Source organism: Ruegeria sp. L12, from assembly GCF_056531745.1.
Genome location: NZ_JBQFMH010000004.1, coordinates 366,074 through 378,589 on the forward strand (window position 1 = coordinate 366,074; position 12,516 = coordinate 378,589).

Genomic DNA, 12,516 nt, shown 5'->3' on the forward strand with positions numbered 1-12,516 from the left:
TGAAAACCGGTAGAGAATACCACTGTTCCCTGTCCGCAGTCAGATCAGGGATGCGCGGCCTGAGAGGCCCTATCGAGCCCGTTTGAACCGGAAGCTTGCAAAAACCATTCGTTTTAGCGCATATTTGTTTAGATTTAATTTATTGCAAGACTATTCAGATTTAGCATTCTGAGGCGACAGATATCGGGCGCGGGGTAAACGTAAACCCCGATGGGTACCTTTGGGGGAAGGGAACTTTGGTTTGGCCTGGTTGAAGTTGTTGTTTGTTATCATTGCCCTGGCGGCATCTCCGGCACCGGTCATCGCATCAATCGGAAAGGTTCTGAGCGTCAAACAAGGTGCGGATGTAATCCGTGCCGGCAAAAAGATTCGCCTGCGCGAAGGAATGCAGGTGGTCTCGGGCGATACCATTTCAACCAACAAGACGGGCGTTGTTCAGCTGTTGTTTGTTGATGAAACCAAGATTGCAGTCGGCCCCAACGCGAAGATGATCCTAGACGTCTCGATGCTGAGAGGCAATCGGAAGGCCAAAAGCTTCACCGTTCAGGCGCTTGGGGGTAGTTTTCGCTTCATCTCGGGCAAAAGCCGTAAGCGGGCCTATTCGATCAAAACGCCCACCGCGACGATGGCGGTGCGCGGGACCACCTTCGATCTGTGGATCACCTCGCAGCAGCAAAGTGCGATGCTGGTGCTGGAAGGAACTGTCCAGATGTGCGGTCGAAACGGATTCTGCCGTTCGGCAAACCGTCAATGCAGCATGTTCGCAACCAACTCGGGCGGTCAGGTCGGGCGCCCTGTTGACCGGGCGCAGTATGACAAGGCTCTGAAGGGCGGATTTCCGTTTATCCGATCTCAGCAGACCCTGTTGCCCCCGTTCCAGTTCCGCGCTGAAGGCTGTGCGGGGCAAACGGCAAGCTTGCCAAAGGTTGAGCCGGATCGCCCTGAGCGATCCGGGCGGGTTGAGGAGAAACAGCGCGAAGTGGCCTCCCGAGGCGAGGTCGGGTCGCGTGCCGAATCTCCGTCGCGCGAAAGTGGGAACAATCCCGGCGCGCAGGCCAGCGCCGGATCGGGCGCTTCATCCGGCGCTGGTGTGAGCGCTGGGAGCGGCCCGAATGTTTCGGCCAATCCATCCGGAGGAACCTCTGCCGGATCAGGCGCGCAGGCAACGGCGACTGCGGGCGGGGTGACTGCGACCGCGGGATGGTAGGCCAGATAAGGACTTGAGTTCTTTTCCCCCTGCGCCAGGGAGGCGACCGTGGCGGGTAAGATAAAAGACAGAATTGGACGACGACTGGGCTTCAGACTTGTGGGCCTGATCCTGATCCTTCTGGGTTGCTTCATAAGGGTTCTGGACCCTTATCCCGTGCGCATGACGCGCTTGATCTACTTCGATGTGCTTCAGCGACTGGCTCCACGGGAATACAACCCGGATCTGCCTGTCCGGGTTCTGGATATAGACGAACAATCGCTGGCAAACTGGGGGCAGTGGCCGTGGCCGCGCACCTTATTGGCGCAGATGGTCCGGAACCTTGGGGAAAACGGCGCAGCAGCGATCGCCTTTGATATGTTGTTTGTCGAACCCGACAGATACTCGCCCGTGCGTTTGCTCAACGATCCGGCGCTTGAGGGAGTTTTGACCGTAGAGCGCCATGCGCAAAAGATTGATTACGATGCCTTGTTCGGGTTGGAGGTCGCTCAGTGGCCGGTCGTGATGGGCACAGCCGCGCGAACCTCGCAGGAAGGGACCGAAATAAGCGCGAAAGCGGGTATCGTCGAGATCGGCGAAAACCCAACGGCGGGCCTGGTTTCGGTTCCTTATTGGACGTCAATTGCCCCGCCGCTGGATCGCAGCGCTGCCGGAATCGGAGGCGTCAATGTCTCGCCCATCGGCGGGATGGGGGTCGTGCGGCGCGTCCCTGCGCTGTGGGGCGGGCCGAACGGAGCACTGCCGGGGTTGGGCATCGAAGCTTTGAGAATTGCTCTGGATGCGCCTTACATACTGGTTGAAGGATCTTCTGACGAGGAAGGGATCGTGCTTGCGGTTGAGGTCGGGGATTTTCGATTGCCGACAACCGAAAATGGCGAGGTTTGGGTCAGGTACCGACGAGACCAGCCAGAGTTATACCTATCTGCTGACGCGATCATGCAGACCCCGGACGACCCGGCTTTGCGTGCGGAAATCGAGGGCCGCATCATTTTGGTGGGCACGTCCGCCGCAGGCCTCTTTGACATGCACCAGACTGCGTTGGGAGAATCGGTTCCGGGCGTGTCGATTCACGCTCAGATACTTGAACAGATATTGGCGGGTGAGATGCTCAGCCGGTCAGATGTGACCGCCGCTCTGGAGCTTCTGGCTTTTGTCATTCTGGGCATAGTGGTCACCGTGGTGATGTCCAGCTTCGGCGCGGTCGCATCCTTTGTCGCGGGCGGGGTTGCGGCTGCGGTTGTGATGGCGATCAGCTGGCTGGCGTTCTACAATCAGTCGGTTCTGTTTGACGCCACTTTTCCGCTGGCCGGGGGCATGGCGAATTTCGGGTTGCTGGCCGGATACCTCTTTGCCTCGACCGAGCGCGAGAAACGGGTGATCCGGCAGACCTTTTCGCATTACGTTGCGCCCGAGATTCTCGATGAGATGGAAGCCAACGGCCATCAGTTGCAACTGGGCGGTGAATCGCAGGAGATTACTGTGATGTTCTCGGATATTCGCGGCTTTACGCCCTTGTCCGAGTCGGTCTCGGCCACCGATCTGGTGACCTTGCTGAATGAGCTGTTCTCGAAAATCGGGGATCAGATTCTGGACGAACGGGGGACCATCGACAAATTCATCGGCGACGCGGTGATGGCGTTCTGGAATGCACCATTGCCGGTCGAGGATCACCCCTGCCGGGCTGCCTGGGCTGCGCTGAAAATGCGCCACGCCCTGCAAGACTTTAATGCCTCGCCCATCATGCGGGGCCATCCGGAAATCGCTTTGGCCACCGGATGCGCGACCGGATTGGCCTGCGTCGGCAATATCGGATCGCGCAGCCGCTTCAATTACACGGTGATCGGCGATGTGGTGAATGTTGCGGCCAGAATCGAACAGAACTGCCGGCATGTGGATTATGACATCCTTGTTTCGCACGAGGTTCAAAAGGTGACCGGTGCGGATCTGGCGCTGCTAGAGGCGGGGTTTGTTGACCTCAAAGGCAAAAGCGAACCGGAACCGGTGTTCGTGTTGGTGGGCGACCGGCCACTGGCAGAGACGGCTGAGTTCCGGGCCCTGGAGGCCACGCATGAGCTGCTGTTGCAGGCCATTCGCGACCGCACGCCGCAGCATGTCGTGACGGCCCTGTGTGAGGAATGCCTGACCCAGGCGCCAAGGGTCGAACCCGGCCTCGCCAGTTTCTACCGATCGCTGTCGGGGCGCACCGCAGACTTCCGGTCCGAACCGCAAGCAGAGATGCTTGTGTTTAGCCATAGCGGTGGCGCAGAGAAAGCAGCGGAGTAGAAAAAGAGAACGGGACGCAATCGGTAATCGATTGCGTCCCGCCTCAATCGGACAGAAGGATCAATCTCGCCCCCTCGAATACTATCTAAAACAAAACGGGCTAAAACTTTCGATATATCCGAGACTGACCCTCTATCCTCATCGGGATAAACTCATACTGCACCATCGCCACAGGGGTGACAGTGAAGCAGTTCACATTAACATGAAATAAGTTAACTAAAATTGACTTAGCGCCAGTCGAAGAAACCCGGACCAGCCTGTTTAAGCAGGGATTTCGCCATTGCCCGGCCCAGTGCGGCCCCGTCTTCGGTGGCGCCGGTGACTTCGTCAGAGATCGCTTCTGATCCATCAGGGCGCAGCACTTCACCGCGCAGATGCAACTGCCCGTCGCGGATCTGGGCCAGCCCGGCAATTGGTGTCTCGCACGAGCCGTCCAGCCCGGCCAGCAGGCTTCGCTCGGCGGCAAGGCGCTGGCTGGTTTCGACATCATGAATGGCCGCCAGCATTTCGGCGGCACGGCTGTCAGCGCTGCGCCGCTCGATCCCGATGGTGCCCTGCGCGATGGCGGGCAGCATATCCTCGGGCGCAATCGCGGTGGCGGGAACCTCATCCATCTGCAACCGGCGCAAACCGGCCATGGCCAGAAAGGTGCAATCGGCCACGCCGTCCGCCAGTTTCTTCAGCCGGGTCTGCACATTGCCGCGAAACTCGACCACGTTCAGATCGGGTCGGCGGTTCAGCAATTGCGCCCGGCGGCGCAGTGACGAGGTGCCGACCACCGCCCCCTGCGGTAGGTCATGAATTGAGTTCAGGGTTGGAGAGATAAAGGCATCGCGCACATCTTCGCGCGGCAGGAACGTGTCCAGCACCAGCCCCTCGGGCTGTTCCACAGGCATGTCCTTGGTCGAATGCACAGCGATGTCGATCTCGCCTTTCAGCATCGCCTCTTCAATTTCCTTGGTGAAGAGGCCCTTGTTGCCGATCTCTTTCAGCGGTCGGTCCGCGTCGATCATGGCGCGGTTGTCGCCGGTGGTCTTGATCACCACGATCTCGAACGCATCTTCTGACAGGCTGAAGGCGGTGCTGAGCCTCTGGCGCGTCTCGTGCGCCTGTGCCAGCGCCAGCGGCGAACCACGGGTGCCGATTTTCAGAGGTGATGCGGGGGTTGGCAATGTCAGAGTCATAGGCACAGCTTTAGTCGCGTCACATTGCCCTGACAATGGGGGCAGAGCTTGACAAATTGCCACTGAGGGCCGACCCGTTGCGCAAGACCGGAAGATTGGGGGCAGGTATGGCCGAGACAAAGAAATTGCTGCGGGCGCTGGCGGGCGAGGTTCAGGATGTTCCGCCGATCTGGATGATGCGCCAGGCAGGACGTTATCTGCCTGAATATCGCGCGACCCGTGCGCAGGCCGGGGATTTTCTGTCGCTGTGCTACAACTCCGAGCTCGCGGCCGAGGTCACTTTGCAGCCGATCCGCCGTTATGGGTTTGATGCTGCGATCCTGTTTGCCGACATTCTGCTGGTGCCGCAGGCATTGGGCGCGGATTTGTGGTTTGTCACCGGTGAAGGCCCGCGCCTGTCCACCATCACGCAGCAATCGGATTTCGATGCGCTGAAACCGGTCGCCGATATTCACGAGACATTGTCACCGGTTTATGAAACCGTGCGCATCCTGTCGCGGGAGTTGCCGTCCGAGACGACGCTGATCGGATTTGCCGGCGCGCCCTGGACGGTTGCGACCTATATGATTGCCGGGCGCGGCACGCCGGATCAGGGGCCTGCGCACGCACTGCGCGAAGAAAATACCGCGTTGTTCGAGGCTCTGCTGGAGCGGATCACCCTTGCGACGATCGAGTATCTGTCGGCTCAGATCGAGGCGGGGGCAGAAGTGGTGAAGATTTTCGACAGCTGGGCCGGATCGCTGAAGGGCCAGGCATTCCGGAAATACGCGGTAGAGCCTTGCCGCGTGATCACGCAGGCAATTAAGGCGCGCCATCCGGGCATTCCGGTGATCGGATTCCCGCGTGAGGCTGGGGAAGGCTATGTGGGCTTTGCCAAGGCCACCGGCGTGGATTGTGTCGCGCTGGACAATTCGGTGTCGCCGGAATGGGCTGCCGAGCAGGTTCAGGTGGATGGATGTGTGCAGGGCAATCTTGCCTCATCGCATATGGTGACGGGCGGTCAGGCACTGGTCGATGAGACGCGCCGCATTGTCGAGGCGTTTTCGAACGGGCCGCATATCTTCAATCTGGGACACGGGATTACCCCGGATGCAGATCCGGAGAACGTGCAACTGATGATCGATACAGTGCGCGGGCAGTGAGCGTGTGAGGGGGCCAGCCCCTCTTGGCCTGCGGCCAATTCACCCCCGGGATATTTTTAGCCAGATGAAGCAGGCGGGAGGTCGTTCAGGATGTCCTGCGTGTGTTCTCCGCGTTCCGGGCTGGGTTTCGGGTGCCAGTCATGTGTTGAGAAACGAGGGGCGGCAGAGGCCTGTCTGGTGCCTTCGTGGTCGATCCACGTTTGGCGCGCGGTGTTCATGGGGTGAGCCAGAGCTTCTTCAGGTGACAGGACGGGGGCGACGCAGGCGTCGGTGCCATGGAATATCTCAACCCAATGGTCGCGCGGTTCGGCAGCAAAAAGGGTCGCGAGGCGTTCTGTCAGTTTCGGCCAGAGGGCGCGGTCATATTGACGGGTAAACTCGGGATCTTGCGAAAGGCCGAGCAGCTCGAGAAAACGGGTGTAGAATTTGGGTTCCAGACACTGTACCGCGATATGCCCCCCATCCGCGCAGATGTAAGTGCGGCACCAATGAGGCCCGTCCAGCAGGCTTTGACCGCGCGTGTCCGAGAGGTTGCCGGTTTGGCGCAGGCTCATCAGCAGGTTCATCATATGGGCCGAGCCGTCATAGATGGCCGCGTCGACCACGGTGCCTTGTCCGGTGCGCTGCGCGTTGAGCAATCCGGCCAGAAGGCCCGCCACCAGATACATGGCACCGCCGCCGATATCGCCGACCAGTGTGGCGGGGGTTTGCGGCGGTTGGCCGGGTTGGGATGCGTACCACAGTGCGCCTGACAGGGCGATGTAGTTCAGATCGTGACCTGCGGCCTCGGACAGGGGGGCGTCCTGCCCCCAGCCGGTCATCCGGCCATAGACCAGTTTTGGATTGAGGTGGCGGCAAGGTTCTGGGCCAAGGCCCAGCTTCTCCATCACGCCGGGGCGGAAGCCCTCGATCAGCGCATCGGCGGTGGCGATCAGGCGTCTGACTGTGTTCAGATCGCCCTCATCTTTGAGGTCCAGCGCGATCGAGCGTTTGCCGCGGTCCAGCAGTGAACGTTCAGGCATGCCGGGGGTGATCGCGCCGCCTTTGCGGTGGATGGTGATCACATCGGCCCCCATATCCGCCAGTGTCATGGCGGCAAAGGGGGCAGGGCCGAGCCCCTCGAATTCGATAATACGCAAACCTGCCAGCATGGGGTCCTCCTGCACGACAAGGTTTCGCCACAGGGTAGCGAATGCAAGCGGAGAATCCGGAAGCCGGATGCAAATGGGTTGCTTGCGCTGTCGTTTCGGGGCTAGGCCGGTCGCAGTATTACGAATGAGGTTTGCCAGATGCAGCTTAACGACACGCGTGAGATTCAGGCCCCGCCCGCCGCCGTTTATAACGCTCTGCTGGACCCGGAGGTGCTGAAAGCCTGCATCGGTGGCGCACAAGAGATTACCGGCAATCCAGCGGACGGTTATCAGGCGACTGTTGTGCAAAAGGTCGGTCCGGTGAAGGCAACGTTCAAAGGCACGGTTGCAATGTCCGATATGGTCGAGGCCGAGCGTTTGACCATAGCAGGTGAAGGCAAGGGCGGTGCCGCGGGCTTTGCCAAGGGCAGCGCGCATGTGATGTTGGCGCCCACCGACGCGGGTGGAACCGTGTTGACCTATGAGGTCGAGGCCAAGGTTGGCGGCAAACTGGCGCAGTTGGGAAGCCGTCTGATCGACGGATTCGCCAAAAAGATGGCGGACCAGTTCTTTGCCAACCTGCAAGCGCATTTCGATGGTCCCGAGCCGCAGGATGAAGCGCCGGAAGGCGAGGGCAAGACCGGCTGGCTGAGGCGTTTGACAGGGCGCGATTGACCTCTGCGTTGGTGCGCAGACTTCTGTGCGTAAGGGGGCTGTTCCCTGTCGGTCTGGCGCGATAGGCTCCGGGGTCAGAACGAGGGACCGCATGACAACGATTTTATCCATCCGGGATTTACGCAAATCCTATGACGGTGGCTTTGAGGCGCTGAAAGGCGTGTCTCTGGACATCGAAGAAGGCGAGATTCTGGCGCTGCTGGGTCCTAATGGCGCGGGCAAAACGACCCTGATCTCGACCGTGTGCGGAATAACCACGCCAACTTCGGGGTCGGTGACGGTGGGTGGGCACGATATCCAGACCGACTTTCGCGCCGCGCGCAAGATGATAGGTCTGGTGCCTCAGGAAATCGCACTGGAGCCGTTCGAGAAGGTCTGGAACACCGTCCGCTTCTCGCGCGGCCTGTTTGGTCACGGGCGCGATAATGCGCGGATCGAGGAAATCCTGCGCAAGCTGTCTTTGTGGGATAAACGAAAAAACGCGATCAAGGAATTGTCGGGCGGCATGAAACGCCGGGTGCTGATTGCCAAGGCGCTGGCCCACGAGCCGCGCGTGCTGTTTCTGGACGAGCCAACCGCCGGTGTGGATGTCGAACTGCGCAAGGACATGTGGGAGATCGTGGCCGAGCTGAAGCGGGCCGGGGTCACCATCATCCTGACCACCCATTATATTGAAGAGGCCGAGGCCATCGCCGATCGGGTCGGTGTCATCGACAAGGGCGAGCTGCTGCTGGTGCAGGACAAGAACACCCTGATGGCACAGATGGGCAAGAAGCAGATCGAGGTGATGTTGACCGAACCCATTCAGTCAATCCCCGACAGCCTGTCCGAGCATCAGCTGATCCTGAACGGTAATGGCGATGTGTTGATCTATACCTATGACACCCATGCCGAGCGCACCGGGATCACTACATTGCTGAATGATGTGGCGCAGGCCGGTCTGGTGCTGCGTGACGTGCAGACCCGGCAGTCAAGCCTTGAAGAGATTTTCGTCAATCTGGTGTCGGGAGAGGCCGCATGAACTGGTCCGCTATTGCCGCCATCTATCGGTTCGAGATGCAGCGGTTTTTCCGCACGCTGGCGCAGAGCTTCCTGTCGCCGGTGCTGTCGACCTCGCTGTATTTCGTGGTGTTTGGAACTGCCATTGGTAGCCGCATTCAAGAGGTCGAGGGCGTGTCTTACGGCGCTTTCATCGTGCCGGGGCTGATCATGCTGTCGGTGGTGATGCTGGCAATTTCGAACGCCTCATTCGGGATCTATTTCCCGAAGTTTCTGGGCACGATCTATGAATTGCTCTCGGCGCCTATCAATTTCATCGAAATCGTCATCGGGTATGTTGGCGCTGCGGCAACCAAAGCGCTGTTCGTGGGGATCGTGATTCTGATCACGGCGACTTTCTTTGTCGAGATACGGATCGAACATCCGTTGGCGATGATCGCTTTCCTGGTTCTGACCTGCCTCAGCTTTTCCCTGCTGGGATTCATCGTCGGTATCTGGGCCAGCAATTTCGAGCAAATGTCGCTGATCCCGCAGCTTGTTGTGACGCCGCTGATCTTCCTTGGAGGCACGTTTTATTCCATCTCGATGCTGCCGCCGGTATGGCAGACGATCACGCTGTTCAATCCGGTGGTATATCTGATTTCAGGCTTCCGCTGGTCCTTCTATGGCATCGCGGATGTTCCGATTTTCTGGAGCCTGCTGGCCATCCTGGCCTTTACCGGGCTGTGTCTTGCGGTGATCGGCTGGATCTTCAAAACCGGTTGGCGCATCCGCAGCTAGGGCGTTGCATTTTTGCCCATCGGGTGTGGGAAATTGGTTCACGTCGCGGTTATGGCGCGGCCTGTCCCTTGTTAACGGCCCGGGCGCCCTCTACATCGGCTTCCATGAAACTAAGCCTGCCGTTCCTGAAAAAGCAGCCCAGTGTGGCCGTGGTCCGTCTGTCCGGTGCCATCGGAATGGCGGGGCGTGGATCGATGAATGCCACCGCGCTGGCACCCGTGCTGGAAAAAGCCTTTCGCAAAGGCAAGCCTGCGGCCGTCGCGCTTGAGGTCAACTCGCCGGGCGGATCACCAGTTCAAAGCTCTTTGATCGGGGCGCGCATCCGGCGGCTGGCGGATGAACTGGAAATCCCCGTCTATGCCTTTGTCGAAGACGTTGCTGCCTCGGGTGGTTACTGGCTGGCCGCCGCAGCGGATGAAATTTATGCCGACGAAAGCTCGGTTCTGGGCTCGATCGGGGTGATCTCGTCGGGGTTCGGCGCGCATGTGTTTCTGGCCCGGCAGGGAATTGAGCGGCGCGTTCATACGGCAGGCACGTCGAAGTCGATGCTCGACCCGTTTGCACCCGAAAAGAAAGAGGACGTCGCGCGGCTCAAGGTGCTGCTGGGCGACATCCATGAGACTTTCATCACCCATGTCAGATCACGCCGGGACGGCAGGCTGGATGCCGATGCCGACCTGTTCAACGGCGAGGTCTGGCTGGCCCGTCGCGCGCAGGAGCTGGGCCTGATCGACGGCATCGCGCATTTGAAACCCAAGATGCAGGAACGTTTTGGCGACAAGGTCAAGTTCCGCCGCTATGGGCTGCGCAAGCCGATCTGGTCACGTTTAGGGGCCTCGCTGGCCGAGGACGCAATCGCAGGGCTGGAGGAACGCGCAGCCTTTGCGCGGTTCGGGTTGTAACGTGATCATCAAGGCCGTCACCCTGTTCCTGATTGCCATGGGCGTATTGGCAATGTTCGGCAAGCTGCGCTTTCCGGGGCAGAAAAAGCTGAGTTCCGCCAAATGTCCGCGCTGCGGGCGGTTTCGGATCGGCAAGGGACCCTGCCTATGTGAAAAGGGGGGCCGTGGATGACGGCATGGCTGTTCTCTGGTCTGGGTCTGCTGATTCTGCTGCTGGCCGGTGACGCGCTGGTCAGGGGGGCGGTGAATCTCAGCCTGCGTCTGGGTGTGCCCGCACTGATCGTCAGCCTGACCATCGTGGCCTTTGGCACCTCGGCACCCGAGTTGCTGATCGCGATCAGCGCAGTCAAAGAAAACGCTCCCGGCATCGCGCTGGGCAATGTCGTGGGCTCGAATACCGCCAATATTCTGCTGGTTCTCGGCCTGCCTGCGCTGCTGGCGACGCTGCACACAAGCGAGTGTGACAGCCGCAGGAACTATGTCTTCATGCTGCTGGCCTCGGTCCTGTTTATCGGGCTGGCCTTTTGCGGGGTGTTCAACCTGTTCAGCGGTGCGATCCTTCTGGCGGCGCTGACGCTGGTTCTGATGAATGCCTTCCGCGAGGCCAAGGCCCATCGCAAGGCCTGTGGCGAGGCCTGCGCCGACGAGGATGAGCTTGAGGGTCTGGAAGAAGCAGACCCCGACATGCCCTATTGGAAGGTAGCGGTTTACCTGATTCTGGGCCTGATCGGTCTGCCTCTGGGGGCGCATCTGCTGGTGGACAACGCAACCATCATTGCCCGGACCTATGGCGTTAGCGAAACGGTGATCGGTCTGACGCTGATAGCCGTGGGCACCTCGCTTCCCGAATTGGCCACCACCGTGATGGCCGCGCTGCGCCGTCAGGCGGATGTGGCGCTGGGCAATGTGATCGGGTCAAACATGTTCAACCTGCTGGCCATCGTCGGAATTGCCACGCTGTTTGGCCGCATTCCCGTCGATCCCGAATTCCTGCGGTTCGACCTCTGGGTTATGCTGGGCGCATCCCTGCTGCTGATCCCGTTCGTGTTCTTCAAAAAGGACATCACACGCGCCTGGGGGATGATCCTGACCTTGCTCTATGTCGTATACATAGTCAGTTTGCTGGCGTGACCTGACGGAGGACTGCGATGACCCGAGCACTGGTGACCGGCGCCGGAATTCGGCTGGGGCGGGCGATGGCCCTGTATCTGGCTGGGCGCGGCATGGATGTGGCGGTGCATTATGCAACCTCAGGCGACGCGGCGCAGGACACCGTGGCCGAGATCAAGGCGCTGGGACGCAACGCCGTGGCCTTGCCCGCCGATCTGCTGGACGAGGCACAGGTGACCACTTTGCTACCCCGCGCGGCCGAAGCTCTGGGTGGTCCGATCACCTGTCTGGTCAACAACGCCTCGATCTTTGAATACGACAACATCCGCACTGCGACCCGCGAAAGCTGGGACCGGCATCTCGACAGCAACCTGCGCGCCCCCTTTGTTCTGACGCAGGCCATGGCCGATCAGGGGCTGCAACCCGAACCTGACGCGATGGGAGAGCCGCAGGCGACCGGTCTGATCGTGAACATGGTCGACATGCGAGTGCGTAAACTGACGCCCGAGTTCATGTCTTATACCATCGCCAAGATGGGTCTGTGGGCGTTGACCCGCACCGCCGCGCAGGCGCTGACGCCGGCCATTCGTGTCAACGCCATCGGCCCAGGCCCGACGCTGCAGGGTCATCGCCAAAGCGACAGTCATTTCAGGGCACAGCGTCAGAACACCGTGCTTGAACGGGGCGCAAACCCGTCGGATATCACCGCAGCGTTGGGATATTTTCTGGATGCGCACGCAGTCACGGGACAGTTGCTATGTGTCGATGGCGGGCAGCATCTGGGCTGGCAGACGCCGGACGTTCTGGGCGTAGAATAGACATAATCGCTGCAAGTTTTGCACCGCTCTCATTCCTGTTACCGACGCGTTACAAAATTGTCTTATTTTTCATGTACTTGTTGCCTAGGTAAAAATATTACCTTTAAAAACAGAGCGTTAACTAAGTGCCTATTTTTTGTGCAGTTCAACGAAACGGCAATGATTCAAGGGGATTTCGCAGGCCGTCCGAAGTTATCTGCACAGTTATCCACAGAAGCCGTGGATTTGTTTTCTCTTGATCTGACGCGCTCAAGATTGCAGCCATGGACAGAGAATCATATCTCAG

The 12,516-nt window shown here is 59.7% G+C and carries 12 protein-coding genes; 10 read left to right on the forward strand and 2 right to left on the reverse strand.

Annotation, left to right across the window (positions count from 1 at the left end; translation table 11 throughout):
- The first annotated feature begins 241 nt into the window (after window positions 1-241).
- Both ACR0K9_RS09550 and ACR0K9_RS09555 read left to right on the forward strand, forming a co-directional pair.
- Window positions 242-1,207, forward strand: coding sequence for a FecR family protein (locus ACR0K9_RS09550; protein ID WP_480822612.1), 966 nt, complete (start codon window positions 242-244; stop codon window positions 1,205-1,207).
- A gap of 48 nt (window positions 1,208-1,255) precedes the next feature.
- Window positions 1,256-3,490: a CHASE2 domain-containing protein gene (locus tag ACR0K9_RS09555; RefSeq protein WP_480822614.1), complete on the forward strand. Its 2,235-nt coding sequence runs from the start codon at window positions 1,256-1,258 to the stop codon at window positions 3,488-3,490.
- 227 nt (window positions 3,491-3,717) lie between these two features.
- Here ACR0K9_RS09555 and hemC read toward each other — a convergent pair whose 3' ends face one another.
- Window positions 3,718-4,674: a hydroxymethylbilane synthase gene (hemC, locus tag ACR0K9_RS09560; protein ID WP_480822615.1), complete on the reverse strand. Its 957-nt coding sequence runs from the start codon at window positions 4,672-4,674 to the stop codon at window positions 3,718-3,720.
- 107 nt (window positions 4,675-4,781) lie between these two features.
- On the opposite strand from hemC, the gene hemE reads away from it, so the two are divergent.
- Entirely contained in the window at window positions 4,782-5,816 is a 1,035-nt protein-coding gene (hemE, locus tag ACR0K9_RS09565) for a uroporphyrinogen decarboxylase (RefSeq protein ID WP_480822617.1), read from the forward strand.
- Between the two features lie 56 nt (window positions 5,817-5,872).
- Here the strand turns inward: hemE and ACR0K9_RS09570 are convergent, their stop codons facing one another.
- Window positions 5,873-6,967: a CaiB/BaiF CoA transferase family protein gene (locus ACR0K9_RS09570; protein ID WP_480822619.1), complete on the reverse strand. Its 1,095-nt coding sequence runs from the start codon at window positions 6,965-6,967 to the stop codon at window positions 5,873-5,875.
- A 138-nt stretch (window positions 6,968-7,105) separates the two neighbouring features.
- Between ACR0K9_RS09570 and ACR0K9_RS09575 the strand changes: the two genes are divergently transcribed.
- From ACR0K9_RS09575 to ACR0K9_RS09605, 7 genes are all read left to right on the forward strand, one after another.
- Complete coding sequence (locus ACR0K9_RS09575) at window positions 7,106-7,621, forward strand: SRPBCC family protein (RefSeq protein WP_480822621.1); 516 nt, start codon at window positions 7,106-7,108, stop codon at window positions 7,619-7,621.
- Window positions 7,622-7,712: 91 nt separating this feature from the next.
- Window positions 7,713-8,642, forward strand: coding sequence for an ABC transporter ATP-binding protein (locus ACR0K9_RS09580; RefSeq protein ID WP_480822623.1), 930 nt, complete (start codon window positions 7,713-7,715; stop codon window positions 8,640-8,642).
- A complete protein-coding gene (locus ACR0K9_RS09585; RefSeq protein WP_480533454.1) occupies window positions 8,639-9,400 on the forward strand; it encodes an ABC transporter permease in 762 nt (253 codons plus the stop codon). The genes ACR0K9_RS09580 and ACR0K9_RS09585 overlap by 4 nt, the downstream gene beginning before the upstream one ends.
- Before the next feature lie 104 nt (window positions 9,401-9,504).
- Window positions 9,505-10,302 (forward strand): S49 family peptidase, encoded by a 798-nt coding sequence (locus ACR0K9_RS09590; RefSeq protein ID WP_480822625.1) that lies wholly within the window; start codon window positions 9,505-9,507, stop codon window positions 10,300-10,302.
- 1 nt (window position 10,303) lies between these two features.
- Window positions 10,304-10,474: a hypothetical protein gene (locus ACR0K9_RS09595; protein WP_480822627.1), complete on the forward strand. Its 171-nt coding sequence runs from the start codon at window positions 10,304-10,306 to the stop codon at window positions 10,472-10,474.
- Entirely contained in the window at window positions 10,471-11,433 is a 963-nt protein-coding gene (locus ACR0K9_RS09600; RefSeq protein WP_480822629.1) for a calcium/sodium antiporter, read from the forward strand. The genes ACR0K9_RS09595 and ACR0K9_RS09600 overlap by 4 nt, the downstream gene beginning before the upstream one ends.
- A gap of 17 nt (window positions 11,434-11,450) precedes the next feature.
- Window positions 11,451-12,230 (forward strand): SDR family oxidoreductase, encoded by a 780-nt coding sequence (locus tag ACR0K9_RS09605; RefSeq protein ID WP_480822631.1) that lies wholly within the window; start codon window positions 11,451-11,453, stop codon window positions 12,228-12,230.
- Window positions 12,231-12,516: the final 286 nt, after the last annotated feature.